Raw genomic sequence first — 25,559 nt, 5'->3', positions numbered from 1 at the left:
GCAAAGCTCCGTGGGATTGGTGACTGCGGCTTCGGGTTCGAATCCCAGCGGGAGCACCGTGCTCGGCGACTTCCCGAGATTTCTTCATCGAGGGTGCATCCGAATCCGTACTCCATGCGGAAGTACAGATATCGGGTCGAATCGCACCCGCCGATCGAAAGGGAAAGTTCAATGAAGCGCATTCTCGCCACCGGATTCATCGTCGGCCTCGCCATGGTCGGCCTCGCCGCTCCGGCCCAGGCCGCGCCGTCCCCCAACGCCTGCTTCGGTCAGGTGCACAAGACCATCAATACCGAGGGCGCGCTCGGCTTCACGAACGTCGGCGACGTCGTCAAGGCCATCGGCGGGCAGGGCAAGAACGACACCGCCCGCGGTATCTGCGCGGCCGACTAGACGTCGGCTGAGGTCGGGCCCTGGGGAACGGTCCGACCCGATCCGAGCCGTCGGCTCGACGGGCGTAATGCTCGCCGGGTCGGCGGCTCGGGTGTGTCGGTCAGCGCATGCGGCGCCGCAGCAGCAGCGCGGCGACGACGGACGCGACGGCCAGGATGCCGCCCAGCCACGCCAGCGCGACCCAGATGTCGGCACCCACGGGTTCGCCGGCGAAGAGCGCGCGCATCGAGTCGACGATCGCGGTGACCGGCTGGTGCTCGGCGAACCACGCCACCGGCACGGGTATCGAGTCGGTCGGCACGAACGCCGAGCTGATGAACGGCAGGAAGATGAGCGGGTAGCTGAACGCGCTCGCTCCGTCGACCGACTTCGCCGACAGGCCGGCGATCACCGCGAGCCAGGTGAGCGCGAGCGTGAACAGCACGAGCACGCCGACGATCGCGAGCCAGGCCCAGACGGATGCCCCGGTGCGGAAGCCCATCGCGAACGCGACGCCGACCACGATGGCCACCGACACGAGGTTCGCGACGAGCGACGTGAGCACGTGCGCCCAGAGCACGCTCGACCCTGCGATGGGCATCGACCGGAACCGGTCGAACAGGCCGCCCTGCAGGTCGAGGAAGAGCCGGTACGCCGTGTACGCGACACCCGACGCGATGGTGATGAGCAGGATGCCCGGCAGCAGGTAGTCCACGTACGCGACCCCGCCCCCGACGTCGATGGCGCCGCCGAGCACGTACACGAACAGGAGCAGCAGCGCGATCGGCGTGACCGCGGTGGTGAGGATCGTGTCGGGGCTGCGCAGCACGTGGCGGAGCGAGCGGCCGGTGAGCACGCCGGTGTCGGCGAGCGGGTGGATGGCGGTCATGGGAGTTCCGTTCCGGTGGGGGCGGACGCGCCGCTGGGGGCATCCGCTGCGCTCATGCCGCCGATGACGGCGAGGAAGACCTCCTCGAGGGAGGGCTGGCGCTCGACGACCTCGACCTCGGCGGGCGGCAGCAGCCGGCGCAGCTCGTCGAGGGTGCCCTCGTGCGCCACGACGCCGTCGTGCAGGATCGCGATGCGGTCGGCGAGCCGCTCGGCCTCCTCGAGGTGCTGCGTGGTGAGCAGCACGGTGGTGCCGCCGGCCGCGAGGGCCGCGGCGGTCTCCCACACCTCGTTGCGGGCCTGCGGGTCGAGCCCGGTGGTCGGCTCGTCGAGGAAGATCACGGGCGGCGCGCCGACGAGACTCATCGCGATGTCGAGCCGGCGACGCATGCCGCCGGAGTACTTCGCGGCGGGGCGGTCGGCGGCATCGGCGAGCGAGAACCGTGCGAGCAGGTCGTCGGCGACGGCGGTCGGATGCGGCAGATGACGCAGCCGCGCCACCAGCACCAGGTTCTCGCGACCGGTGAGCACGTCGTCGATCGCGGTGAACTGGCCGGTCAGGCTGATCGCCGCGCGCACGTCGCGGGGGCCGTCGCGACATCGTGGCCGAGCACCCGCGCGCTGCCCGCGTCTGCGGCGAGCAGGGTCGAGAGGATGCGGACCAGGGTCGTCTTGCCCGCACCGTTGGCGCCGAGCAGGGCGACGATGCTGCCGGGTGCCACCTCGAGGTCGACCCCGCGCAGCACGTCGAGGTCGCCGAACGATTTCTCGAGGCCGCGCACCTGCACGGCCGGAGCGGCGGTCATGAGCCGGCGCCCCGTTCGGCCTCGTCGATGGCGCGCACGAACCGGGCGCGCTCGGTGTCGATCCACTGCTTGCCCAGGTACGCCCGGGCGAACGAATCGGCGAAGTCGACGGGGTCGTCGCCGACGATGTCGCGCAGGGGAGTGCCGTCGACCGCGGCGCGCTCCCACAGGTCGGCGAGGTCGCCGAACATCGTGACGAGCGTGTCGCCGTCGGTGATGCCGCCGGCGTACATGAGGTAGCGGTGCATCGCCTGCGCGGCGGCCCGGTACGGCTCGGGAAGGCCGGCGATGCGCGCGCGATCCGCGCGGTACTGCTTCTTCTGCTCGAGCGACCCGGTGAGGGCCTCGATCCACTTGGCGGCCATGTCAGCGCGCTCCTTCGTCGTTCGTGTCGTTGGTGTCGTGTGTGTCGTGGTGCGGGGCGGAGTCGGGCCGCAGGTGCCCGATCCGCTCCGCGAGGAAGTCCCAGGTGACCCAGAACTCGTCGAGCACCGCGCGACCGGCGGCGTTCAGCGTGTAGACCTTGCGCGGCGGCCCCTTCTCGGAGGGCACGCGCTCGACGTCGACGAGGCCGCGCTGCTCGATGCGCACGAGCAGCGCGTAGACGGTGCCCTCGGCGATGTCGGCGAAGCCCTGCGCGCGCAGCCGAGCGGTGATCTCGTACCCGTAGGCGGGCGCCGTCGCGAGCAGCGCGAGCACGATGCCCTCCAGCGTGCCCTTCAGCATCTCGGTCATCTGCTTCGCCACGAGTCGTGCCGCCCATCTGGTCAGTGTCACTGAGTACCGGTACATAGTAGGCATGAGTACCGGTACTTGGCAAGACCGAGTAGCAAGACGAGGCGAGCGGATGCCCCCGAAGCGGACGTGCACGCCCGGCCCTGTCGCCCGCGCCCGCTCCGCCGATACAGTGGCCCCGAACGGGCATCTTGCGAGGCGGGCGGAGGACGCGATGACGGACGTGGTCGAGATCGAGGGGCTGCACAAGCATTTCGGGAAGGTGCGGGCGCTCGACGGCCTCGACCTCCGGCTGGCCGAAGGGCAGGTGCTCGGGTTCCTCGGGCCGAACGGCGCGGGAAAGTCCACGACGATCCGCGTGCTGCTCGGGCTGATGCGCAAGACCTCGGGCGAGGCGCGCCTCTTCGGCGACGACCCGTGGGCGCACGCCGTGCGCCTGCACCGCCGGCTCGCCTACGTGCCCGGCGACGTGGCGCTCTGGCCGCAGCTCACCGGCGGGCAGTGCATCGACGTGCTGACCTCGTCGGGCCCCGCCGTCAACACCGAGCGCCGCGACGCGCTGATCGAGCGGTTCGACCTCGACCCGACCAAGCGCGTACGCGACTACTCCAAGGGCAACCGGCAGAAGGTGGCGCTCGTCGCCGCGTTCTCCGCCGACGCCGACCTGCTGGTGCTCGACGAGCCGACCAGCGGGCTCGACCCGCTCATGGAGGAGGTCTTCCGCGAGACCGTCGCGGAGCGCGCCGCCGCAGGGGCATCCGTGCTGCTGTCGAGCCACATCCTGAGCGAGGTCGACGCGCTGTGCGAGGACGTCGCGATCATCCGCAAGGGGAGGATCGTGCGCTCGGGCAGCGTCGCCGAGCTGCGCAGCCTCTCGCGCACGTCGGTGCACGCTGTCACGACGACCCCGGCCCCGCCGCTCGACCACGCGTCGGTCTCGGGTCTCGAGCGCACGCCCGCGGGCGACGGCACCGAGCTGAGCTTCTCGGTCGACCCCGGTGCGCTCGACACGGTGCTGCCGCCCCTGCTCGCCGCGGGGGTGAGCGCACTGACCGTGCGCCCGCCGAGCCTCGACGAGCTCTTCCTCAGCGAGTACGAGGACGCGTGATGACCACCACCGAGGCGCGCGCGACCGGCGCGCGGCCCGCCGAGTCCGCCGGCAGCGGCTTCGGCGCGGTGCTGCGCGTGCAGTTGCGCACCGGCTGGAAGGCGCCCGTCATCTGGGTGCTCGCGCTCGTCGGCGGGTACGCCGCGACCGTCGCCGCGCTCGACACCACGTACGGCACGCCCGAGCAGCTCGCGACCTACGAACAGACCGTCGGTTCCGACCCCGCGATGGCCGCGATCAACGGCACGCCCTACGGCGCCGACACGCTCGGGGGCGTCGCGGCCAACGAGTTCGGGTTCATCGCCGCGATCGCGATTCCGCTGATGGGGCTCTTCCTGGTCGCCCGCCAGACCCGCGCGCCCGAGGAGTCGGGCCTGCTCGAGCTGCTCCGCTCGCGCGGGGTCGGCCGCCGTGCGCCGTGGACCGCCGCCGTGGTCGTGACCGCCGTCGCGCTCGCGCTCGTCGGCACCGGCATGGCCCTCGTGCTCATCGCGTACGGCGAACCGGCGGATGCCGCGTGGCTGTATGGCGCCTCGATCGCGACGCTCGGCGGGGTGTTCGCGGGCCTCGCGACGTTCGTCGGGCAGCTCGTGCGCCGCGCCGCGGGCGTCACCGCGGTCGGCATCGTCGTCCTCGGCGGCGCGTACCTCACCCGAGCGATCGGCGACGTGCGCGACACCGCCTGGAAGTGGCTCTCGCCGCTCGCCTGGCAGCAGGAGACGCGCCCGTTCGCCGACGACAGCCGAGTGTGGCCGCTGGTGCTCGCGCTCGCCGTGGCGATCGTGCTCGTGGTCGCGGGCCTCGTGCTGGTCGGCAGCCGCGACCTGGGCTCGGCGATGGTCGCCTCGCGACCCGGCCCGCGCCGCGCGAGCCGCTTCGGCGCGTCGACCCTCGGGCTCGCGCTGCGCGCCCACGCACCGGCAGGGCTGGGCTGGATCGCCGGCGCCGCCGTCGTCGGCATCGTGTTCGGCGCGTTCACGGACGACATCGCCGACGCCGTCGCCGCGAACCCCGCACTCGCCGGCATGTTCGGCGCCGACGCGGCCGACCAGGTCAACGAGTCGTACGCGGGCTTCACGCTGCTGCTCATCGCGTTCATGGCGATGGGATGCCTCGCACAGGCCATGCTCCGCCTGCACGCCGAGGAGACCGGCGGGAGGCTCGAACCCACGCTCGCGCGCGCGACGCACCGCGTCGGCTGGATGACGACGCACGCCGTCACCGCCGCCGTCTTCGCCTGCATCGCACTGGTCGTCGGCGGCGCTGGGCTCGCGTGGACCGCGGGGGACCGCGTCGACGGCGTGCTCGAGGCGACCGCAGCGTACCTGCCCGCGGTGCTCGTGATCGGCGGGCTCGGGATGCTGCTGTTCGGCCTCGTGCCCGGCTGGTCGAGCCTCATCTGGCTCGTGCTCGCGTACGCCGTGTTCGCCGACCTGCTCGGCGGCACGCTCTCGCTGCCCGATTGGGCGCTCGCGCTCTCACCTACGCACGTCGTCGGCGACGTGCCGGTCGACGACGTCGACGCCGCGGCCGAGCTGTGGCTGTCGGTCGTCGCGGTCGGCACCGCGGTCGTCGGGGTGATCGGGTTCCGGCTGCGCGACGTGCCGCGCTGAGCGGGGCATCCGCCCGCCCCTGCACCCTCGGGGGTCAGCTCAGCAGGTCGAGGTAGCGCAGCAGCACGCCCTCGCGCAGCGCCCACGGCGAGACCTCGAGCTCCTTCACCTCGAACGCCCGCATGGTCTCGGCGAGCACGACGCCGCCGGCGACGATCTGGAACGTGCGATCGGCCGTGATGCCGGGCAGCGCGGTGCGCGCGTCGGCCGGGATCTTCGCCAGGCGCGGCACCCAGTCGTCGAGCTGGCGCAGGCGCAGCAGGCTGCGCTCGTTCGACCCGACGCCGTCGACGACCGAGCCGGCGAGCCGGGCGAGCGAGCGGATCGTCTTCGAGGAGCCGACCACGTGGGCGGGGTCGGGGAGTTCGGCGAACTGCTCGCGCGCCTCTGCGAGCACGCCCGCCGCATGCGTGCGCAGCGCGTCGAGCTGGTCGCGGGTCGGCGGGTCGTCGGGGAGGAATCCGATCGTGGAGCGCCCCGCACCGAGCGGCACCGAGATGGCGACGTCGGGCTGCTCGTCGCCGCCCGCGGCGATCTCGAGCGACCCGCCGCCGATGTCGAACAGCAGCAGCTGCTCGGCCGACCAGCCGTACCAGCGGCGCACGGCGAGGAAGGTGATGCGCGCCTCGTCCTCGCCCGAGAGCACGCGCAGCTCGACGCCGGTCTCGCGCGCGATGAGCGCGAGCACCTCCTCGCCGTTCGTCGCCTCGCGCAGCGCGGAGGTCGCGAGCGGCAGCAGCTCCTCGACGCCGGCCTCCTCGGCGGTCGCGACCGCGCCGCGGATCGCGGTGAGGATGGCGTCGACGCCCTCGTCGCTGATCGCCCCGTCGTCGCCGAGGTAGCGCATGAGCCGGAGCACCGACTTGTGCGAGGCGCTCGGTACCGGTGCGGCGCCGCGATGAGCATCGACCACGAGCAGGTGAACGGTGTTGGAGCCCACGTCGAGCACCCCAAGTCGCATGGGTCGAGCCTATCGGCCGGCCGGGGCCTCCGCGCCGCGTCGGGCGGCGAGCCACCGCCGCAGCCGCACGAGGCCGGCCACCGCGGCGATCACCGCGAGGCCCGCCGCGAGCGCGGGGGCCAGCACGGGCAGCGTCGACTCCGCGTACCGCGTCGAGACGAGCAGCGCGACCAGCACTCCCGCCCCCAGGGCGAGGAGCGCCCACGTGACCGGTGAGCGGTTCATGATCGCGCGGCCCGCCGTGTGCGGCAGCGGCACGAGCAGCGCGGCCGCCGATGTGGCGGCCGAGAGCGTGACGACCGTGAGCACCTCGGCCACGAGCGTGTGCGAGAATCCGTCGGCGGCGGGCGCGACCTGGAGGCCCGCCCAGGCGCCCAGCGCGAGCAGCAGCAGGCCGGTGATGCGCAGCACCGCGACCCGTCCGCGTACCGCGGCAGGCGACTGGCCGTCGAAGCGCACGCGCGTGACCACGCCGGACAGCACGACGGCGTCGAAGCCCACGACGCGGGCGGCGAACGACGCGACGGCGACGAGCACGATGCCCCAGGGGGCGGCGACCGTGCGCGCCTTCGCGGTCGGCACCCGGCGCATCAGCAGGGCGGGCAGCACGGATGCGACGACGTTGACGATCGCGAGGGCGATGCCGATCGCGAGCAGCGTCCGCATCGCGGTTCCGAGCGCGGCGACCGGTGTCGTGATGAGGGCGAGCAGTGATGCGACGACGACGGCGAGTGCGACCGCGGTGCGACGGCCGATCGGCACCACGGGCGTGCGGTCGAAGTCGGATGCGACCCGATTGCGCCCCGCGGGGTGGAGGGCCGCGTTGCCGGCGCCGGCACGGGCGGGGATCAGACGCGCCGGGAGCGCGACGGCGACGATCGCGATGAGCGCGGCGATGAGGGCGCCGATCCAGGGCAGCGCCGAGGCGGTGGCGACGCTCGGCACGGCCGTCGTGAGGCCGGTCGCGCGCGACCAGTCGCCCGCGGGCCCGGCGGCGCCGGCCTCGACGGTGCCCGTCGTGCCGTCGGCGGACTCCGACGACGAGCCCCCGGTGCCGCCCGCATCGGGCTCGTCGCTTGCGCCGGACCCCGAGTCGGCCCCTGATCCCGACCCCGCGTCCGTGCGCTCGGACGTGCCGCCCGGGGCATCCGCTTCGTCGTCGCCTGCGTCGCCGCCCGCAGCCGCCTCGCCGACGAGCACGTTGATCGCGGTCGGGTTGCTGATGTTGCCCACCGCGTCGGTCTGCAGGGTCGTGAGCACGTGCGAGCCTGCGCCGAGTGCGCTGATGGCGCAGGTCCACGCGCCGTCCGAGCCGACGGTCGTCGTGCAGAGCAGTTCGCCCGCCTCGTAGATCGTGACCTCGGCGCCCGGCTCGCCGACGCCGCGCGCGGTCGCCGCGCCCGTGTCGAGGCGCGCGCCGTCGCGCGGGGTGCGCACGAACGGTGCGGCGGGTGCGGCGAGGTCGACCCGGATGGTCAGGGGGCGCTGGGCGCGGACCGCGACGGTGCGCTGAACCCGGTGGACTGGGTGGCCTGCACCCGTCGCTCGGCGCCGCTGCCGCCCGAGAGGATGCACGACCACTCGCGCGAGGCGTCTGCCGTCGCCGCGCACGCGCCGCCCGTGTGGTCGCCGACCCGTACCTCCGCGCCGGGATACGCGAGGCCCGCGACGGTGCCGTCGGTCGCACCGTCGGGCACCCGCACGAACGGCGGGCCGAGCACGGCGACCGTGATCTGGTCGGTGGCCGTGCCACCCGCGGACGTGGCCGACGCGCGGATCGGCACGCTCGGGCCGTCGGGCAGGGTCACCCGGCAGCTCCAGGTGCGCGAGGCGTCCGCGGCGACCACGCAGAGGGGCCCGCCGCCGGCCGGGTTGGAGAGCGTGACCTCGGCGCCCGCCGGCCGGGTGCCGGAGACGTCGACGGTGCGTGACAGCACGAGCGCGCCGTCGGCCGGCGACTGGATGGCCGGGGCGAGGCCCGGGGAGCGGTCGGTGCCGTCGGAGCGGCCGCTGCCGGCGCGGAGGCCAGCGCTGCGGCGCCGAACAGTGCGGCGACGGAGAGGGCGAGGGCCGCGCCCACGGTGCGTCTCCGGCGCTGCGGCCGGTCGGCGCCGGGCGCGCCGGAGCGCGCGGCCGTATCGGCCGCGATGCGGCGCCTCTCGACCGGCATGCGTCCCCCGACTACGATTCTCGCACCCCGTGTGGATCGTCGTCGCACCGTGACGCCGCATTGCGGCATACTGGGCGAAACTGGGTCAACTGACCCAGTCCAGAGTCGGGCCAGGGGAGGCCGGATGCCACGCATGTCCGCCGCCGATCGGCGCGAGGCGCTCGTGCGCGCCGCGCTGCGCGTGGTCGCACGCCGTGGGCTCGCGCAGGCCACCACCCGAGCGATCGTCGCCGAGGCGGGCATGTCGCTCGCCAGCTTCCACTACGCGTTCGACTCGCGCGACGAACTCGTCGACGCCTTGATCGAGCACGTCGTCGGCGCCGAGGGGGCGGCCCTGCTCGTCGACGAGCTCCCCGGATCCGACGTCGGCGACGTGGTGCGGCTCGGCCTTCGGCGCTACCTCGACCACCTGCGCGGCGACCCCGACGCGGAGCAGGCGATGCTCGAGCTCACCCAGCACGCGCTGCGCGACCCCGAACGGCACGACGTGGCCCGGCGCCAGTACCGGCGATACCACGACCTCGCCGAGGCGTCCCTCGACGCCGCGGCCGCACGCGCGGGCGTGCGCTGGCGTCGCCCGGTGCGCGACATCGCGGGCCTGCTCGTCGCCATGACCGACGGCATCACCATGACCTGGCTCGTCACGCGCGACGACGCGGCGGCCGAGGCCGCGATCGACCTGCTCGCCGAGACGATCGGCCGCGAGGCCGTGCCCGACTCCGCGCCCGCCCACTCGGAGGCCGCCGAGCACGCCGCCGCCGAGCACGCCGCCGCCGCACCCCCGACCCCGCCGACTCCGATCCCGCCCCAGGAGCCATCACGTGACCCTCGACCTCGCACCCCGCCCCGACGCCGTCGGCCCCCGCCCCGACGCCGGCCGCGTCGCCGCCGAGCTCGACGCCGCGACGTCCGGCCTCGACGCGCCGCTCGGCGGACTGCACCTGGGCGCGCTGCGCTGGAACGCCGCCGACATGCTGCGGCGCGCGAACGGCGTGCCGATCCGCGTCGCGTCGAAGTCGATCCGCTCCCGCCCGGTCATCGAGGCGCTGCTGCGCGTGCCCGGCTACTCGGGCGTCATGGCGTACACGCTCGCCGAGGCGCTGTGGCTGGCGACGACCATCGACGACGTGCTCGTCGGCTACCCGACGGCCGATCGCGGGGCCATCCGCTCGCTGTCGATCGACCCCGAGCTCGCACGTCGCGTCACGATCATGGTCGACTCGGTCGAGCAGCTCGACCTGATCGACCGGGTGCTCGCCCCCTCACGCCGCGAGACCGTGCAGGTCTGCCTCGAACTGGATGCCGCGTGGCGCGCGCCCGGCCTCGGCCACGTCGGCGTGCGGCGATCGCCCGTGCGCACGCCCGAGCAGGCCGGCGAGCTCGCCGCGCGCATCGCCGAGCGGCCGGGGTTCCGCCTCATCGGGCTCATGGCCTACGAGGCGCAGGTCGCCGGCATCGCCGACGGCGCCGCAGGTCCCTCGGGCCGGTTCCTGCGGTGGATGCGCGAACGCTCGATGGAGGAGCTGCGCGAGCGTCGCGCGGCCGTGGTCGCCGCGGTCGGCCGGCACGTCGACCTGCGGTTCGTCAACGGCGGCGGCACCGGTTCGCTCGAGCTCACCGCGAGCGACCCGTCGGTCACGGAGCTCGCGGCGGGCAGCGGCCTGTTCGCCGGGCACTACTTCGACGGCTACGCCGGGTTCACGCCGGCACCCGCATCCGCCTTCGCCCTCGACGTGGTGCGTCGCCCCGATGGCAAGCACGCGACCCTGCTCGGCGGCGGCTGGATCGCGTCGGGCCCGCCCGGGGAGGACCGCCTGCCCAAGCCCGTGCACCCCGCCGGGCTCTCGTTCATCGGGCGGGAGGCCGCCGGCGAGGTGCAGAGCCCGGTGATCGGCGGCGACGCCGGCGACCTGCGCCCGGGCGACCGTGTCTGGCTGCGCCACGCGAAGTCGGGCGAGCTGAGCGAGCACCTCGACGCGTTCCAGGTCGTGCACGGGGGCCGGGTCGTCGACGTCGTGTCGACCTACCGCGGCGACGGCAGGGCATTCCTGTGACGGCATCGGGCGGCACCTGGCGCAACTGGGGCCGCACCGAGCGCGTGAAGCCGCACCGGGTCGAGCGCCCCGCAACCCCCGAGGCCGTGCAGCGCGCGGTGCAGGCTGCGGGGCGCGCCGGCCTGCGCGTCAAGCCCGTCGGCGCGAGCCACAGCTTCAGCGGAATCGCGGTCGCACCCGACGTGCAGCTCGACCTCGACGACCTCTCGGGCCTCGTCGCGGTCGAAGAGGCGACCGGACGCGTCACGCTGCGCGCCGGCACGCGCCTGTTCCGCCTGCCCGAGCTGCTGGCGCCGCACGGCCTCGCAATGCAGAACATGGGCGACATCGACCGGCAGTCGATCGCCGGCGCGACCTCGACCGGCACGCACGGCACGGGGCTCGCCTTCGGCGGGCTCGCCACGCGCATCGCGGGCGCCCGCATCGTGACGGGCACCGGCGAGCTGCTGTCGGTGAGCGCCACCGAGCACCCTGAACTGCTGCCGGCGGTGCGCCTCGGCCTCGGCGCCCTGGGCGTGCTCGTCGAGCTCGACCTCGACCTCGTGCCCGAGTTCGCGCTGCACGCCGCGGAGCGACCCGAGCCGCTCGACGCCGTGCTCGAGGAGTGGACCGACCGCGTCGCAGGCGTCGACCACTTCGAGTTCTACTGGTTCCCGCACACGTCGCGGGTGCTGACGATGACCAACACGCGGATGCCCGTGGATGCAGCGCTCGCCCCGCAGCATCCGTTCGCCCGCTTCGTCGACGACGAGTTGCTCGCCAACGGCGCGGTCGGCGCGGTGAGCGTGCTGGGGAAGCTCGCGCCGCCGCTCACGCCGCACGCCGCGAAGCTCGTCGAGCGCGCGCTCTCGAGCCGCGAGTGGAGCGACCGGTCGGCCCGCGTGTACGCCTCGCGCCGCGCGGTGCGGTTCCGCGAGTTGGAGTACGCGCTGCCGCTCGAGCGGGTGCCCGAGGCGTTCCGCGAGGTGCGCGCCCTCATCGAGCGGCGGGGATGGCGCGTGAGCTTCCCGATCGAGGTGCGCGCCGCCGCGGCCGACGACGTGTGGCTGTCGACCGCGTACCAGCGCCCGACCGGCTACATCGCGGTGCACCGGTACTTCCGCGAGGATCCGACGGAGTACTTCGCCGGCGTCGAGGAGATCATGGTCGCGCACGGCGGCCGCCCGCACTGGGGCAAGATGCACACGCGCACGGCCGAGTACCTGCGCGAGGCGTACCCCAGGTTCGACGACTTCCTCGCGGTGCGCGACCGGCTCGACCCGGAACGACGGTTCGCGAACCCCTACCTCGACCGGGTGCTGGGCGCCTGAGGCGGCGACCGGGGTCCGCTGCCTCGGAACTCGCCCACAATCAGGGAGATCCCACAGGTGCCGCACAGCGCGGCGAGTAGGATTGTGCACATCCCGCACGTTTGCCTTGTCGCAAGGAGCATTCGCCATGGAATGGCTGATCCCCGTCCTCATCGTCGTCGCGCTGGTCGTCATCGTCGGCATCTACCTGTGGGCGACGTACAACTCGCTCGTCACGCTCAACGTGCGGGTGGACGAGGCGTGGAGCGACATCACCGTGCAGCTGAAGCGCAGGGCCGACCTGCTGCCGAACCTGATCAACACGGTCAAGGGCTACGCCGCGCACGAGAAGTCCGTCTTCGAGAACGTCACCAAGGCGCGCGCCGAGACACTCTCCGCGCAGGGTCCGGCCGAGGCATCCGCTGCTGAGAACCACATGCAGCAGGCGCTGAAGTCGATCTTCGCCGTCGCCGAGGCGTACCCGCAGCTGCAGGCGAGCCAGAACTTCCTCCAGCTGCAGGCCGAGATCGTGGACACCGAAGACAAGATCCAGGCCGCCCGCCGGTTCTACAACGGCGGGGTGCGCGAGCTGAACACCAAGATCAAGGTCTTCCCGAACACCCTGTTCGTGCGGGGCCTCGGGTTCAGCGAGCGCGAGTTCTTCGAGGTCGACGAGCCGGCGGCGATCGCCGAGCCCCTCGCGTGCAGTTCTAGGCGCTAGATGTATCGCGCGATCGCGAAGAACAAGCGCAACACCGTCTTCATCATCATCCTGTTCCTCGCCATCATCGGCGGGCTCGGATGGCTCGCGGCCTACGTGTACCAGAGCTGGGCCATCCTCATCTGGACGGTGCTGTTCGCGGGCGGCTACGCGCTGTTCCAGTACTTCATGGCCGACAAGCAGGCCATCTCGATGTCGGGCGCGGTGCAGGTGCGTACGAAGGCCGACCACCCGCGCCTCTGGAACACGGTCGAGAACCTGTCGATCGCGACCGGCACGCCCATGCCGAAGGTCTACATCGTCAACGACCCCGCGCCGAACGCGTTCGCGACCGGGCGAGACCCCGAGCACGCGATCGTCGCGGCGACCACCGGGCTGCTCGACATCATGGACGACTCCGAGCTCGAGGGCGTCATGGCGCACGAACTCGGTCACGTGCGCAACTACGACATCCGCGTCTCGATGATCGTGTTCGGCCTCGTCGTCGCGGTCGGCTTCATCGCCGACATGTTCCTGCGCATGGCGTTCTTCGGCCGCGGCAACAACCAGAACCCGGTCGTCTTCATCGTCGGCCTCGCCGCGATGCTCATCGCGCCGATCGTGGCGACGGTCGTGCAGCTCGCCGTCTCCCGTCAGCGCGAATACCTGGCGGATGCCACGGGGGCGATGACCACCCGCCACCCCGAGGCGCTCGCGCGGGCGCTGGAGAAGCTCGGCGCCTACGGCCGGCCGATGCGGAAGCAGAGCTCGTCCATGGCCCACCTCTGGATCGCCGACCCGATCAAGCCCGGCGTCATCGACCGCCTCTTCGCGACGCACCCCCCGATCCCCGAGCGGGTCGAGCGCCTGCGCACCATGGGCGGCTCGTTCTAGAAGCCGGTCAGGCGAGGGGGAGCTCGGCGCCGATCAGGCGCGGGCGAGCTCTGCCGCGACCGCGGGGAGAGGGTGCCGCGGCCCGCGACCGCGATGTCGTCGAGGCCCTGCCAGACGGCGGCGTCCCGGAGGAGCGGCACGAGGCGGGCGGCGGTCTCCTCGGGGGCATCCGCCTCGGCCCAGGCCGACTGCACACGCAGCACGCCCGCCTTGCGGTCGGCCTTGAGGTCGACGCGGCCGACGATCGCCTCGTCGACGAGCAGCGGCAGCGAGTAGTAGCCGAACACGCGCTCGGGCTCCGGCGTGTAGATCTCGATGCGGTAGTGGAAGTCGAACATGCGCTCGGTGCGCGGGCGGAACCACACGACCGGGTCGAACGGCGACAGCAGCGCGGCCGCCTCCATGCGGCGCGGCCGGCGGGCATCGGCGTGCAGCCACGCACGGCCGGGGCGCCCGTTCGCACCCCACCCCGGCACCTCGACGGGCAGCAGCACGCCGGCGTCCTCCAGGTCGCGGATCGCGGGCTTCACCCGGGCCCGCAGCATGCGCCAGTAGTCGGCGAGGTCGGCCTCCGTCGCGATGCCGAGGGCGGATGCCGCGAGGGCGACGAGCTCCCGCACCTGCTCGTCCTCCGACGGCGACGCGTCGAGCAACTCGCCCGGCAGCGCCTGCTCGGGCAGCGCGTAGACGCGCTCGAACCGCACGCGCTCGACGCACACGACCTCGCCCGTGCGGAACATCCACTCGAGCGTGCGCTTGACGTCGGACCAGCCCCACCACGGCCCGCGCCGCTCGTTCGCGTCGTGCTCGATCTCGCTCGCGCGCATCGGCCCGTTCGCGCGCAGCTCGTCGACGAGCCACTCCGACAGGGGCCGGTTGTCCGACACGTAGCCGCCCCAGTCGCTGCCCTTCGCGAGGTACCCGGCGCGCCGGAACCCGAACAGCGGCCAGAGCTCGCGCGGCACGAACGCGGCCTGGTGCGCCCAGTACTCGACCATCCGGCCGCGCCGGCCGTACGCGAGCCGGTCGAGGTGGCCGCGATCGTACGGGCCGAGACGGCTGAGCGCCGGCAGGTAGTGGCTGCGCTCGAAGACGTTCACCGAGTCGATCTGCAGCAGGCCGAGCCGATCGACCACGCCGCGCACCTGCCGAAGGCCCGGCGCGACCGGGCGCACCCGGCCGAAGCCCTGCGCGGCGAGCGCGATGCGGCGGGCGAGGGCGGGGGAGACCTGATCGACCATGATGCCTGCGACGCTACCGGTGCCCGCCCACATCGGGGGGTCCGCGCATGCGGCACGCGACATGCACCGACCCTAGACTGGGCCAATGGCGGATTCGCGGGGAAGCCGGTGGGGGTCCATGTTCGGTCGCAAGCGCGACGCGGATGCTCCCGAGCCACCGGAGATCGAGGAGTCGATCCCGCCCGCCATGCGCCTCGCGGCCGCCTGGTCGTGGCGCCTCCTGCTCGTCGGCGCGGTGCTCGCGGTCGTCATCTTCCTGATCATCCAGCTGCGCCTGATCGTCATCCCGCTGCTGGTCGCGGTGCTGCTCGGCGCGCTGCTCGTGCCCTTCGTGAAGTGGCTCATGCACCATCGCTGGCCCAAGTGGCTCGCGGTCACGGTCGCGATGCTCGGTACGATCGCGGCCGTCGCGGGCCTCCTCACCCTCGGCATCAGCCAGATCGTGCGCGCCTACGGCGAGCTCGAGGCGCAGACCCTGGTCGCGTGGGACGAACTGCAGGCGTGGCTGCTCGACGGCCCGCTGCACATCACCCAGGCACAGGTCGACGACTTCATCGCGCAGATCTTCGAGACGATCCAGGCCGACAGCGGCATCTTCATCTCCGGGGCGCTGTCCGTCGGCAGCACCCTCGGTCACTTCATCGCCGGCATGCTGCTCGCGCTGTTCGCGACGCTGTTCATCCTGATCGACGGCCGCGGCATCTGGAACTGGCTGGTCAGCGTGATGCCGCGACGGTCTCGCGCCGCGATCAACGGCGCCGGCGAGGCCGGGTGGTCGACGCTGCGCAACTTCGTCCGCGTGCAGATCCTGGTCGCGACGATCGACGCGATCGGCATCGCGACCGGCGCGTTCCTGCTCGGCGTGCCGCTGGCGATCCCCATCGGCATCCTGGTCTTCCTCGGCTCGTTCGTGCCGTTCGTCGGCGCGATCGTGACCGGCGCGCTCGCGGTGTTCGTCGCCCTCGTCTTCAACGGCTGGGTCATCGCGCTGCTCATGCTGGGCGTCGTGCTGCTCGTGCAGCAGATCGAGGGCCACGTGCTGCAGCCGCTCATCATGGGCACCGCCGTCAAGGTGCATCCGCTCGGCGTGGTGGTCGCGGTGGCGACGGGGTCGCTGCTCGCGGGCATCCCGGGCGCACTGTTCGCGGTGCCGATCGCGGCGGTGGCGAACGTCATGATCCTCTACGTCTCCAGCGGCGTGTGGAAGAATCAGGCTCCCCCGCCGGCCACGATCCGGTCGCCGCTGTGGACGACGGTGCCGCAGGAGGTGCGGGGATTCTCACGAAGGAAGCGGAACACGACATGACCATGCCCGTCGACCATCGCGACGGCCCGGCCAGCGCCGACGAACAGCACGAACAGCGAGCGGATGCCTCGGAGCCGCGCTTCCCGGGCCCCGACCTCGCCGCGTTCGAGGCCGCTGCGGCGAACGTGGCCGCGGTCGCACGCCGCACGCCCATGGAGACCTCCCGCTTCCTCGCCACGCGACTCGGCGTGCCCGTGCACCTGAAGTGCGAGAACCTGCAGCGCACGGGGTCGTACAAGCTCCGCGGCGCGTACCACCGCATCTCGCAGCTGAGCGCCGAGGAGCAGGCGCGCGGCGTCGTGGCCGCGTCGGCCGGCAACCACGCGCAGGGCGTCGCCTACGCGGCGCGCGAGCTGGGCATCCGCGCGACCATCTTCATGCCGGTCGGCGTCGCCCTGCCGAAGCTCGAGGCGACGCGCGCGTACGGCGCGGACGTCGTGCTCGAGGGCGGCGAGATCGCCGAGACGCTCGCCGCGGCCTCCGCGTTCGCCGAGGAGACGGGCGCGGTCGTCATCCCGCCGTACGACCACCCCGACGTGATCGCCGGCCAGGGCACGCTGGGCCTCGAGATCCTCGAGCAGGCGCCCGACGTCGAGACGATCATCGTGCCGATCGGGGGCGGCGGGCTCGCCTCGGGCATTGCGAGCGCCGCGAAGCAGCGTGCCGCGCAGCTCGGTCGCACGCTCCGCGTCGTGGGCGTGCAGGCCCGCAACGCGGCCCCGTACCTCCCGTCGCTCGCCGCCGGTGCGCCGACGTCGGTGCCCGTCGTGCCGACCATCGCCGACGGCATCGCCGTCTACCGCCCCGGCACGCTCAACTTCGACATCATCCGCGAGACGGTCGACGAGATCGTCACGGTGTCCGACGACGACATCGCGCGCGCCCTGCTGGTACTGCTCGAGCGCGCCAAGCTCGTGGTCGAGCCCGCGGGCGCGGTCTCGGTCGCGGCGATCCTCTCGGGCCAGGTGACGGGCTCCGGCCCGACGGTCGCGCTGCTGTCGGGCGGCAACATCGACCCGCTGCTCATGCAGCGCGTGGTCGCACACGGCCTCGCGGCATCCGGCCGCTACCTGACCCTCACGATCGGCCTGCCCGACCGCCCGGGGCAGCTCGCGCGCATCTCCGAGCTCATCGCCGAGGCGAACGCGAACGTGGTCGAGGTGCTGCACACGCGGCACGGCTCCGACCTGATGATCACCGAGGTCGCCCTCAAGATGTCGGTCGAGACCCGCGGGCCCGACCACAGCGCGCACGTGCTGCGCATCCTGCGCGACGCCGGCTACGACCCGGTCGTCGGCGAGTAGCCCGACGGACGAACGAGGCCCCCGCCATCGTGGCGGGGGCCTCGTGTCGTTCGGTCGGGCCTACTTGCCGTCCCAGGTGGCCACCTCGGTGACCTTCACCTTGATCTCGCGCCCGTTGGGGGCGGTGTACGTCGTCGACTCACCGACCTTCAGGCCGATGATCGCCTCGCCGAGCGGGCTCTGCGGGCTGTACACGTCGAGCTCGGAATCGCCCGCGATCTCGCGGTTGCCGACGAGGAAGGTCTCGGAGTCGCCCGCGATGGTGGCGGTGACGACCGTGCCGGCCTCGACGACGCCGTGCGACTCGGGGGCGTCGCCGACCTCGGCGCTGCGCAGCAGCGCGGTGAGCTGCCGGATGCGCGCCTCCTGCTTGCCCTGCTCGTCCTTCGCGGCGTGGTAGCCGCCGTTCTCCTTGAGGTCGCCCTCCTCACGGGCCGCCTCGATCCGCTTCGCGATCTCGTCGCGACCGGCGGTGCTGAGGTGCTCGAGCTCGCCGGCCAGGCGGTCGTAGGCGTCCTGGGTGAGCCAGGTGACCGTAGCGTCCTGCGCCATGGTTCTCCTCCAGATACACGTCGCGCCCCGACGACTGTCGGGGCGAATCATTGATTCTAGGTCAGCCAGCACCGGTAGATCAAACCGGTGTTGGCCTCCTGCGCCGTGCGGACGGTCTCGGTGAAGGTGCGGGTGTACTCGTCGGACGCCGGGATCTCGATGACCTTCCAGCCCACGACGACGAACTCCTCGTTGAGCGCCTGCACCACGCAGGCGGTGTCGCTGCCGACCGGTGCCGAGAGGTCGAAGCGCACCTCGACCGCCCGCTGGTCCGTCAGGAGGCGGTGGCCGGTGTCCTTCACCTCGAGGGTGGGGCGCGTGCCGTCGAGGCCCGCCCAGACGACCCACGCGACGAACACGACGGCGAACACCGCGGCGACGGTGACGAGGATCGTGCGCTCCCGCCGCTTCGACGAGCGGGTGCGCCCGTACCGTTCGGCGAGCACGTCGTCGGCCACGTGCGCTCCCTTCCATCGATTACGCTGGAGACAGCCTAATCTCCGCCAGATCGAAGGATCCTCCATGCCGTTCTCCGCCGTCGCGGTGCTCCTCGTCCGCACGGCCGAGGAGGAGTTCGATCCCGATTCGGTGACGCCCGGCCCGCTCGGTTTCATCGCGATCTTCGTGCTGATGCTGGTGGTCATCCTGCTGGTGCTCGACATGGTCCGCCGCATCCGCCGCACCAATTACCGCGCCGAGATCCGCGAGCGCCTCGAGGCCGAGCAGCTCGCGGCCGAGGCCGAGGCCGCGGCCAACGCGGGGGAGCAGGGCGAGACGACGGATGCCTCGGGCGAGGCGCCGACCGAGAAGCCCGACGAACCGCGCGGCTGACGCCGCGGCGCTCGGGGCGACGGGCCCGGACTCAGCCCGCGTGGTAGGCGGGCGCGAGTGCGATCAGCAGCGTCGCCGTCCAGTGGCAGAGGAACGCCAGCACGGTGAACACGTGGAAGATCTCGTGGAAGCCGAAGTGGCCCGGCCACGGGTTCGGCTTCTTGATCGCGTACACCACCGCACCGGCGGTGTAGAGCACGCCGCCGACGCAGACGAGCACCATCATGGCGACGTTCGCGTTCACGAGGTCGACGATGTACATCATCGCGGCCCAGCCCAGCAGCACGTAGATCGGCACGTAGAGCCAGCGCGGCGCGGTGATCCAGAACACCCGGAAGCCGATGCCGAGCAGGGCTCCGCCCCAGACGATGCCGAGCAGTAGCCAGCCCTTCTCGGGCGGCAGCGCCAGGATCGCGAGCGGCGTGTAGGTGCCCGCGATGAGCAGGAAGATGTTGGCGTGGTCGATGCGCTTCAGGATCACCTTGACCTTGGGCGACCAGTCGAACCGGTGGTACAGCGCGGAGTTGCCGAACAGCAGCAGCGACGTGAGCATGAACACCGCGGACGCCCACTTGGCGGGAGCACCCTCGGCGAGCGTGATGAGCACGATGCCCGCCGCGATCGCGACCGGGAAGGTGCCCGCGTGGATCCAGCCGCGCCAGCTGGGTCGGATGTCGGCGGGGTTCGCGACCGAGGCGTCGAGCAGCGGGATGTTCGGCAGGTGCGGGTCGCGGCGCTCGTCGGCGGCGACCGCGCGGTCGGACTCGTCCAGCTCCGCGACCGGGTGGCCGAGGTGCTCGGCGACGTCTTCGGGTCTGGCGGTGCTGCGCGGGGTCATGCAGCAAGCGTAGGACAGCGCATATGCCGCGAAGCTGGGAGTGTGGAGTGCATCGGCGCGGCCACGGCTCCCGCCGGCGCCGGAGTACGGTAGTCACCGTGCAGAAGCGGGAACGATCCACCGGCCGCGGCATCCTCTACCGGTTGTATGCGAATCGACTGCAGCGCGAGCTCGAGTCGATGACGCTGCCGCACCACGTGGCGATGATCATCGACGGCAACCGCCGCTGGGCGAAGCAGCTGGGCTACGAGACCGCGGCGCACGGGCACCGCGCGGGCGCGGCGAAGATGCGCGAGTTCCTGGAGTGGTGCGACGACCTGGGCATCCAGGTGGTCACCCTCTACCTGCTCTCGGCCGACAACCTCGGCAACCGCTCCGATTCCGAGCTCTCCGACCTGGTCGAGATCATCGCCGACCTGGCCGACGAGCTGTCGCGCTACCGCGACTGGCGCGTGCAGCACGTCGGCTCCCGCGAGGGGCTGCCCGAGCCGCTCGTGGCCGCGCTCGAGGCCGCGGAGGCGCGCACCGCGGGCCGCACCGGGCTGCACGTGAACCTCGCGGTCGGCTACGGCGGCCGCCGGGAGATCACCGACGCGATGCGCTCGATCGTCGCCTCCCACCATGCCGAGGGGCGCAGCCTCGAAGACCTGGCCGAATCGCTCACGCCCGACCTCATCGGCGAGCACCTGTACACGGGCGGCCAGCCCGACCCCGACCTCGTGATCCGCACCTCGGGCGAGCAGCGGCTGAGCGACTTCATGCTGTGGCAGGCCGCGCACAGCGAGTTCTACTTCGTCGAGGCGCTGGGGCCCGACCTCCGGCGCGTCGACTTCCTGCGCGCGGTGCGCGACTTCTCGAGCCGGCACCGCCGGTTCGGTGGATGAGGCCCGCAGCACGTCGGGCGCCTCTGCCAGAATGAGCCGCGGAGGTGAGGCCACGTGAGTCTCGACCGCTTCATCGACGGGTTCGACGAGGAGCCCGGCTACCTGGACTACGCGCGCACCGGGCCGCTGTCGCGGGCGGTGCTCGAGGAGGGCAACGTCCTCGCAGACTTCCTCCGACGGGTGCGGCACGGCAGCCTCGACGTGCTCGCCGAGCAGGACCTCCGGCTGCGCACCGCGGTGTCGACGCTGACCGGCTTCGACGTCGACCGCATCGCGTTCCAGCCGAACACGACCTCGGGCCTGCTGCACGCCATGTTCGGGCTGACCGGGAACGTGCTGCTCTCGCCCGACGAGTTCCCGAGCCTGCCGCTCGCGGCGGTGCGCGCGCAGGAGGCGCTGCACACCGTGCAGCCGACGTGGCTGGAGACCGACCACGGACGCGTCACGCCGGGGCAGATCCGGCGGCAGCTCGCCGACAACACGGTCGCCGTCGCGGTCAGCCTGGTCGACTCGCGCACCGGGTACGTCGCCGATCTCGAGGGCATCCGACAGGTCATCGGCGACCGCCTGCTGATCGTCGACGCCATCCAGGGCTTCGGCATCGTGGACGCGCCGTGGGAGCACGTCGACGTCATCGCGTCGGGCGGGCAGAAGTGGTGCCGGGCGGGGTGGAGCACCGGGTTCCTCGCGCTGTCGGAGCGCGCGGTCGACCTGCTCGTGCCGGTCTTCTCGGGCTACACCGGCACCGAGGAGACCGAGGTCTGGGGCGAGGTGCCGCCGCCGGCTCCGGATGCCCGTGCCTACCGCACCTCGGTGCCCGACCCGATCGCCGAGTCGCGCCTCGCCGTCGCGCTCGAGGAGATCGCCGAGGTCGGCGTCGCCGAGATCGCCTCGGCGGTCGCGCGCAACGTGAGCGACGTCATCGACCTGGCCGACGACTTCGCGGTGCCGCTCGCGTCGTCGCGCGACGAGCGGGAGCGTGCCGGCATCGTGGTGCTGGAGCCCGAGCCCGAGCGCCTCAGCGCGCTGACCGCGGCGCTGCACAACCACGGCATCACGTCGACCACGCGGGGCGGCACCGTGCGCCTGTCGGTGCACGCGGGCACGACCCGGGAGACCCTCGACATGCTGCGGGCGGCGTTCGTGTCGTTCTCCACGACCGGGTACTGATCCGGCTCGGTCCGCTTCCGACCGGCAGGCAACGCGGAGGCGACGATCTCGTGTCGGTCGCGTTTCGTTCCGCGTGTCGGTTACCCGCCATGTCGGCTGCCGGACGTACCGTCGGAGCATCAGGCAAAGCGCCTGGTCGAGGCGGCCGCGTACGACTCGAACCGAAGCTGCGTGGCCGGCTCGCAAGAGCCGAGCGGCAGCTCGGAGTGGGAGCGGTTGTGACCTCACTCGAAACACCGAAGTCCACCAACCAGCCGGCGAGCGAGGCCCATCGGGCCCGAGCCGCGAAGATCCCGCAGGCGGAACGTTCGTACGTGCTCGACACGTCCGTCCTGCTGTCCGATCCCAAGGCGCTGTTCCGCTTCGCGGAGCACGCGGTCATCCTGCCGGTGGTCGTCATCACCGAGCTCGAGGCCAAGCGCCACGACCCGGAGATCGGCTACTTCGCCCGGCAGGCGCTGCGCATCCTCGACGAGCTGCGCGTCGAGCACGAGCGGTTGGACTTCCCCATCCCGGTCGGCGACGGCGGCTCGCTCCGCGTCGAACTGAACCACTCCAACCCGGCCGTGCTGCCGAGCGGCATGCGGCTCGGCGACAACGACTCGCGCATCCTCGCGTGCGCGATGAACCTGGCCAACGACGGCGTGGCCGTCACGGTCGTCTCGAAGGACCTCCCGCTGCGCGTCAAGGCCGCCTCGATCGGCATCGACGCGGAGGAGTACCGCCACGAGCTGGCCGTCGACTCGGGCTGGACGGGCATGTCGGAGCTCGCGCTCGGCGGCGACGACATGGCGTCGCTCTACGAGCACGAGACCCTCGACAGCGACCTCGTGCAGGGCCTGCCGACCAACACCGGGCTCGTCGTGCAGTCGGAGCGCGGCTCCGCGCTCGCGCGCGTCGTGGGCGAGCGCACCATGCGGCTCGTGCGCGGCGACCGCGACGTGTTCGGCGTGCACGGCCGATCGGCCGAGCAGCGCCTCGCGATCGACCTGCTGCTCGACCCCGAGGTCGGCATCCTCTCGCTCGGCGGACGCGCCGGCACCGGCAAGTCGGCGCTCGCGCTCTGCGCGGGACTCGAGGCGGTGCTCGAGCGCCAGCAGCACAAGAAGATCATGGTCTTCCGCCCGCTGTACGCCGTCGGCGGCCAGGAGCTCGGCTACCTGCCGGGCGACCAGGGCGAGAAGATGAACCCCTGGGGCCAGGCGGTGTTCGACACGCTCGGCGCGCTCGTCTCGCAGAACGTGCTCGACGAGGTCGTCGACCGGGGCATCCTCGAGGTGCTGCCGCTCACGCACATCCGCGGCCGGTCGCTGCACGACGCGTTCGTGATCGTCGATGAGGCGCAGTCGCTCGAGCGCAACGTACTGCTCACGATGCTCTCGCGCATCGGCCAGAACTCGCGCGTGGTGCTCACCCACGACGTCGCCCAGCGAGACAACCTGCGCGTCGGCCGGCACGACGGCATCGCCTCCGTGATCGAGACGCTCAAGGGGCATCCGCTCTTCGGCCACGTCACCCTGACCCGCTCGGAGCGCTCGGCGATCGCCGCGCTCGTGGCGGAGATGCTCGACGGCTACGAGGTGCACTGACCCGCGACACGCTCGAGGCGCCCCGCGATCGGATCGCGGGGCGCCTCGGTCGTTCGAGCGGCGGTGACTACGCCTGCGGCGGGCGCGTCATCTTCAGCAGGTCGAGGGCGGCGTCGAGCTGCTCCTCGGTGACCTCGCCGCGCTCCACGTAGCCGAGGTCGACGACGGCCTCGCGCACCGTGATGCCCTTGGCGACCGAGTGCTTGGCGATCTTCGCGGCGGCCTCGTAGCCGATGACCTTGTTGAGCGGCGTCACGATCGACGGCGACATGCCGGCCAGCGCGCTCGTGCGCTCGGTGTTCGCCTCGAGCCCGTCGACGGTCTTGTCGGCGAGCACGCGCACCGCGTTGGAGAGCAGGCGGATCGACTCGAGCAGCGCGGTGCCCATGACGGGGATCTGCACGTTCAGCTCGAACGAGCCGGATGCCCCGGACCACGCGATCGACGCGTCGTTGCCGACCACGCGCGAGGCGACCATGAGCACGGCCTCGGGCACGACCGGGTTGACCTTGCCGGGCATGATCGACGAGCCGGGCTGGAGGTCGGGGATGTGCAGCTCGCCGAGGCCGGTGTTCGGGCCCGAGCCCATCCAGCGCAGGTCGTTGCAGATCTTGGTGAGGCTCACGGCGATGGTGCGGAGGGCGCCGGATGCCTCGACCAGCCCGTCGCGGTTCGCCTGCGCCTCGAAGTGGTCGAGCGCCTCGGTGATCGGCAGCTCGGTCTCCTCCTGGAGGATCGCGATCACGCGCTGCGGGAAGCCGGCGGGCGTGTTGATGCCGGTGCCGGTGGCGGTGCCGCCGAGCGGCACCTCGGCCACGCGGGGGAGGGCCGACTGCACGCGCTCGATGCCGAGGCGGAGCTGGCGCGCGTAGCCGCCGAACTCCTGGCCGAGGGTCACGGGTGTGGCGTCCATGAGGTGCGTGCGGCCCGACTTGACCTCGTTCGCCCAGAGCTCGGCCTTGGCCTCGAGGGAGACCGCGAGGTGGTCGAGCGAGGGGATGAGGTCGTCGATCAGCGCGCTGGTGACGGCGATGTGCACCGAGGTCGGGAAGACGTCGTTCGACGACTGCGACGCGTTGACGTGGTCGTTCGGGTGCACGGGCGAGCCGAGGCGCTCGGTCGCGATGGTTGCGAGCACCTCGTTCATGTTCATGTTCGACGACGTGCCCGAGCCGGTCTGGTACACGTCGACCGGGAAGTGCGCGTCGTGGCGCCCCGAGATGACCTCGTCGGCCGCGCCGGCGATCGCGTCGGCGATGGCGCGGTCGAGCACGCCCAGCTCGGCGTTGGCGAGCGCTGCGGCCTTCTTGATGCGGGCGAGCGCGGCGATCTGCGCGGACTCGAGCGTCGCGCCCGAGATCGGGAAGTTCTCGACCGCCCGCTGCGTCTGCGCGCGGTACAGGGCGTAGGCGGGAACCCTGACCTCGCCCATCGTGTCGTGCTCGATCCGGTACTCGGCCTGGTTGTCCACCACGGTGTGTGCGTCCCTTTCGTCGGCGTGCCGGGGCGATGCCCGGCGGGGGTGTCGTCGTCCGCTCAGAGCTGGCCGACGACGACGTCGGTCTCGACCCGGCCCTCCATGAGCCGGTAGTTCGCTCCGACGACAGCAAGCGTACCTTCCGCGATCGCGGCGCTGATCAGCTCGGAACGCTCGATCATCTCGGAGACGGTGTCGCGCAGGTGCTCGCGGCCGACGAACCCCGCGTCGACGTGCGACGGCTGCACCGGGGCATCCGCCGCCACCCCCGCGACCTTGCGCACGGCCGGCACGATGCGGTCGACGACGGTCTGGATGTTCGGCGGCAGCGGGTCGGCGTCGGTGGCCTGCGAGTCGATCGCGGCCTGCACGGCGCCGCACGCGTCGTGGCCGAGCACGAGGATGAGCGGCACGCCCAGCACGCCGACGGCGTACTCGAGCGAGCCGAGCACGTCGGTGGACACGACCTGGCCCGCGTTGCGCACCACGAAGGCGTCGCCGAGGCCGACGTCGAAGATGATCTCGGCGGAGAGGCGCGAGTCGGCGCAGCCGAAGATGGCGACCAGCGGCCGCTGGCCCTGCGAGAGCGCGGCGCGGCGCTCGACGTCCTGGTGCGGGTGCTCCGGGGTGCCGGCGACGAAGCGGCGGTTGCCGTCGCGCAGGGCGATCCAGGTGTCGCGGGGCGAGACCGGGAGGAAGGGGAGTCGGTGCGGGCCATCTGCGGGTCCGTTCTCGAGGGGGCGGGCGGGTGCGCGGTGGTGCGGTGCCGGGTGGCGA

General features: G+C 72.4%; 24 protein-coding genes and 3 pseudogenes. 14 read left to right on the top strand and 13 right to left on the bottom strand.

Features of this window, described 5'->3' with window-relative positions:
- Nucleotides 1-171 precede the first annotated feature (171 nt).
- Entirely contained in the window at nt 172-393 is a 222-nt protein-coding gene (locus QUE38_RS02335) for a hypothetical protein (RefSeq protein ID WP_286309976.1), read from the top strand.
- 100 nt (nt 394-493) lie between these two features.
- Here the strand turns inward: QUE38_RS02335 and QUE38_RS02330 are convergent, their stop codons facing one another.
- From QUE38_RS02330 to QUE38_RS02315, 4 genes and pseudogenes are all read right to left on the bottom strand, one after another.
- Nucleotides 494-1,261: an ABC transporter permease gene (locus QUE38_RS02330; protein WP_286309975.1), complete on the bottom strand. Its 768-nt coding sequence runs from the start codon at nt 1,259-1,261 to the stop codon at nt 494-496.
- Nucleotides 1,258-2,066 (bottom strand): annotated as a pseudogene (locus tag QUE38_RS02325) (ABC transporter ATP-binding protein). Before QUE38_RS02325 ends, QUE38_RS02330 begins: the two are co-directional and overlap by 4 nt.
- Nucleotides 2,063-2,431, bottom strand: a complete 369-nt coding sequence (locus QUE38_RS02320) for a DUF1048 domain-containing protein (protein WP_286309973.1) — start codon at nt 2,429-2,431, stop codon at nt 2,063-2,065. Before QUE38_RS02320 ends, QUE38_RS02325 begins: the two are co-directional and overlap by 4 nt.
- Nucleotide 2,432: 1 nt before the next feature.
- A complete protein-coding gene (locus tag QUE38_RS02315; RefSeq protein WP_286311616.1) occupies nt 2,433-2,813 on the bottom strand; it encodes a PadR family transcriptional regulator in 381 nt (126 codons plus the stop codon).
- A gap of 202 nt (nt 2,814-3,015) precedes the next feature.
- On the opposite strand from QUE38_RS02315, the gene QUE38_RS02310 reads away from it, so the two are divergent.
- Both QUE38_RS02310 and QUE38_RS02305 read left to right on the top strand, forming a co-directional pair.
- Nucleotides 3,016-3,909, top strand: a complete 894-nt coding sequence (locus QUE38_RS02310; protein WP_286309972.1) for an ABC transporter ATP-binding protein — start codon at nt 3,016-3,018, stop codon at nt 3,907-3,909.
- The gene (locus QUE38_RS02305; RefSeq protein WP_286309970.1) at nt 3,909-5,522 is read left to right on the top strand and encodes an ABC transporter permease; all 1,614 of its coding nucleotides are present in this window, start codon (nt 3,909-3,911) and stop codon (nt 5,520-5,522) included. Before QUE38_RS02310 ends, QUE38_RS02305 begins: the two co-directional genes overlap by 1 nt.
- 34 nt (nt 5,523-5,556) lie before the next feature.
- On the opposite strand, the gene QUE38_RS02300 is transcribed toward QUE38_RS02305, so the two are convergent.
- Genes QUE38_RS02300 through QUE38_RS02290 form a run of 3 tightly spaced genes read right to left on the bottom strand, consistent with a single transcriptional unit; the run spans nt 5,557 to nt 8,420 of the window.
- Nucleotides 5,557-6,483, bottom strand: coding sequence for a Ppx/GppA phosphatase family protein (locus QUE38_RS02300; RefSeq protein WP_286309968.1), 927 nt, complete (start codon nt 6,481-6,483; stop codon nt 5,557-5,559).
- A 9-nt stretch (nt 6,484-6,492) separates the two neighbouring features.
- On the bottom strand, nt 6,493-7,920 hold the full coding sequence (locus tag QUE38_RS02295) for an Ig-like domain-containing protein (protein WP_286309967.1): 1,428 nt from the start codon (nt 7,918-7,920) through the stop codon (nt 6,493-6,495).
- Nucleotides 7,921-7,958: 38 nt separating this feature from the next.
- Complete coding sequence (locus QUE38_RS02290; protein WP_286309966.1) at nt 7,959-8,420, bottom strand: hypothetical protein; 462 nt, start codon at nt 8,418-8,420, stop codon at nt 7,959-7,961.
- Between the two features lie 210 nt (nt 8,421-8,630).
- Here QUE38_RS02290 and QUE38_RS17355 point away from each other — a divergent pair.
- The 5 genes and pseudogenes from QUE38_RS17355 to QUE38_RS02265 all read left to right on the top strand — a co-directional run.
- A pseudogene (locus QUE38_RS17355) lies at nt 8,631-8,894 on the top strand (hypothetical protein); the annotation flags it as partial.
- A 580-nt stretch (nt 8,895-9,474) separates the two neighbouring features.
- Nucleotides 9,475-10,707 (top strand): alanine racemase, encoded by a 1,233-nt coding sequence (locus QUE38_RS02280; RefSeq protein WP_286309965.1) that lies wholly within the window; start codon nt 9,475-9,477, stop codon nt 10,705-10,707.
- Nucleotides 10,704-12,017, top strand: a complete 1,314-nt coding sequence (locus tag QUE38_RS02275; protein WP_286311615.1) for a D-arabinono-1,4-lactone oxidase — start codon at nt 10,704-10,706, stop codon at nt 12,015-12,017. Before QUE38_RS02280 ends, QUE38_RS02275 begins: the two co-directional genes overlap by 4 nt.
- A gap of 127 nt (nt 12,018-12,144) precedes the next feature.
- Nucleotides 12,145-12,710 (top strand): annotated as a pseudogene (locus QUE38_RS02270) (LemA family protein).
- Between the two features lie 7 nt (nt 12,711-12,717).
- Entirely contained in the window at nt 12,718-13,590 is an 873-nt protein-coding gene (locus tag QUE38_RS02265; protein WP_286309963.1) for a M48 family metalloprotease, read from the top strand.
- Here the strand turns inward: QUE38_RS02265 and QUE38_RS02260 are convergent.
- The gene (locus tag QUE38_RS02260) at nt 13,587-14,831 is read right to left on the bottom strand and encodes a winged helix-turn-helix domain-containing protein (protein ID WP_286309962.1); all 1,245 of its coding nucleotides are present in this window, start codon (nt 14,829-14,831) and stop codon (nt 13,587-13,589) included. The genes QUE38_RS02265 and QUE38_RS02260 overlap by 4 nt on opposite strands.
- 85 nt (nt 14,832-14,916) lie before the next feature.
- Between QUE38_RS02260 and QUE38_RS02255 the strand changes: the two genes are divergently transcribed.
- Together QUE38_RS02255 and ilvA are read left to right on the top strand one after the other, a co-directional pair.
- Nucleotides 14,917-16,137, top strand: a complete 1,221-nt coding sequence (locus QUE38_RS02255; protein ID WP_286309961.1) for an AI-2E family transporter — start codon at nt 14,917-14,919, stop codon at nt 16,135-16,137.
- The gene (ilvA, locus tag QUE38_RS02250; protein ID WP_286309960.1) at nt 16,134-17,441 is read left to right on the top strand and encodes a threonine ammonia-lyase; all 1,308 of its coding nucleotides are present in this window, start codon (nt 16,134-16,136) and stop codon (nt 17,439-17,441) included. The genes QUE38_RS02255 and ilvA overlap by 4 nt, the downstream gene beginning before the upstream one ends.
- Nucleotides 17,442-17,501: 60 nt before the next feature.
- Here ilvA and greA read toward each other — a convergent pair whose 3' ends face one another.
- Both greA and QUE38_RS02240 read right to left on the bottom strand, forming a co-directional pair.
- Nucleotides 17,502-17,993 carry a transcription elongation factor GreA gene (gene greA, locus QUE38_RS02245; RefSeq protein WP_286309958.1) on the bottom strand — a complete coding sequence of 164 codons (492 nt, stop codon included), beginning with the start codon at nt 17,991-17,993 and terminating at the stop codon, nt 17,502-17,504.
- A 56-nt stretch (nt 17,994-18,049) separates the two neighbouring features.
- Complete coding sequence (locus tag QUE38_RS02240; protein ID WP_286309957.1) at nt 18,050-18,451, bottom strand: DUF4307 domain-containing protein; 402 nt, start codon at nt 18,449-18,451, stop codon at nt 18,050-18,052.
- Between the two features lie 64 nt (nt 18,452-18,515).
- On the opposite strand from QUE38_RS02240, the gene QUE38_RS02235 reads away from it, so the two are divergent.
- Nucleotides 18,516-18,824 carry a hypothetical protein gene (locus QUE38_RS02235; protein ID WP_286309956.1) on the top strand — a complete coding sequence of 103 codons (309 nt, stop codon included), beginning with the start codon at nt 18,516-18,518 and terminating at the stop codon, nt 18,822-18,824.
- Nucleotides 18,825-18,855: 31 nt separating this feature from the next.
- Here the strand turns inward: QUE38_RS02235 and trhA are convergent, their stop codons facing one another.
- A complete protein-coding gene (gene trhA / locus QUE38_RS02230) occupies nt 18,856-19,662 on the bottom strand; it encodes a PAQR family membrane homeostasis protein TrhA (protein ID WP_286309955.1) in 807 nt (268 codons plus the stop codon).
- Between the two features lie 98 nt (nt 19,663-19,760).
- Between trhA and QUE38_RS02225 the strand changes: the two genes are divergently transcribed.
- The 3 genes from QUE38_RS02225 (at nt 19,761) to QUE38_RS02215 (ending at nt 23,305) form a co-directional block, all read left to right on the top strand.
- Nucleotides 19,761-20,546, top strand: a complete 786-nt coding sequence (locus QUE38_RS02225; protein ID WP_286309953.1) for an isoprenyl transferase — start codon at nt 19,761-19,763, stop codon at nt 20,544-20,546.
- 54 nt (nt 20,547-20,600) lie between these two features.
- A complete protein-coding gene (locus QUE38_RS02220; protein WP_286309952.1) occupies nt 20,601-21,716 on the top strand; it encodes an aminotransferase class V-fold PLP-dependent enzyme in 1,116 nt (371 codons plus the stop codon).
- Nucleotides 21,717-21,934: 218 nt separating this feature from the next.
- The gene (locus QUE38_RS02215; protein WP_433996936.1) at nt 21,935-23,305 is read left to right on the top strand and encodes a PhoH family protein; all 1,371 of its coding nucleotides are present in this window, start codon (nt 21,935-21,937) and stop codon (nt 23,303-23,305) included.
- 67 nt (nt 23,306-23,372) lie between these two features.
- Here QUE38_RS02215 and QUE38_RS02210 read toward each other — a convergent pair whose 3' ends face one another.
- Both QUE38_RS02210 and QUE38_RS02205 read right to left on the bottom strand, forming a co-directional pair.
- Complete coding sequence (locus tag QUE38_RS02210) at nt 23,373-24,737, bottom strand: class II fumarate hydratase (protein WP_286311612.1); 1,365 nt, start codon at nt 24,735-24,737, stop codon at nt 23,373-23,375.
- A gap of 104 nt (nt 24,738-24,841) precedes the next feature.
- Entirely contained in the window at nt 24,842-25,450 is a 609-nt protein-coding gene (locus tag QUE38_RS02205) for a carbonic anhydrase (RefSeq protein ID WP_286311609.1), read from the bottom strand.
- Nucleotides 25,451-25,559: the final 109 nt, after the last annotated feature.

The sequence above is a fragment of the Agromyces mangrovi genome (assembly GCF_030296695.1).
GTDB lineage: Bacteria > Actinomycetota > Actinomycetes > Actinomycetales > Microbacteriaceae > Agromyces > Agromyces mangrovi.
Note: the sequence above shows the minus strand (reverse complement) of the source record. Positions and strands in the feature narration are given on the sequence as shown.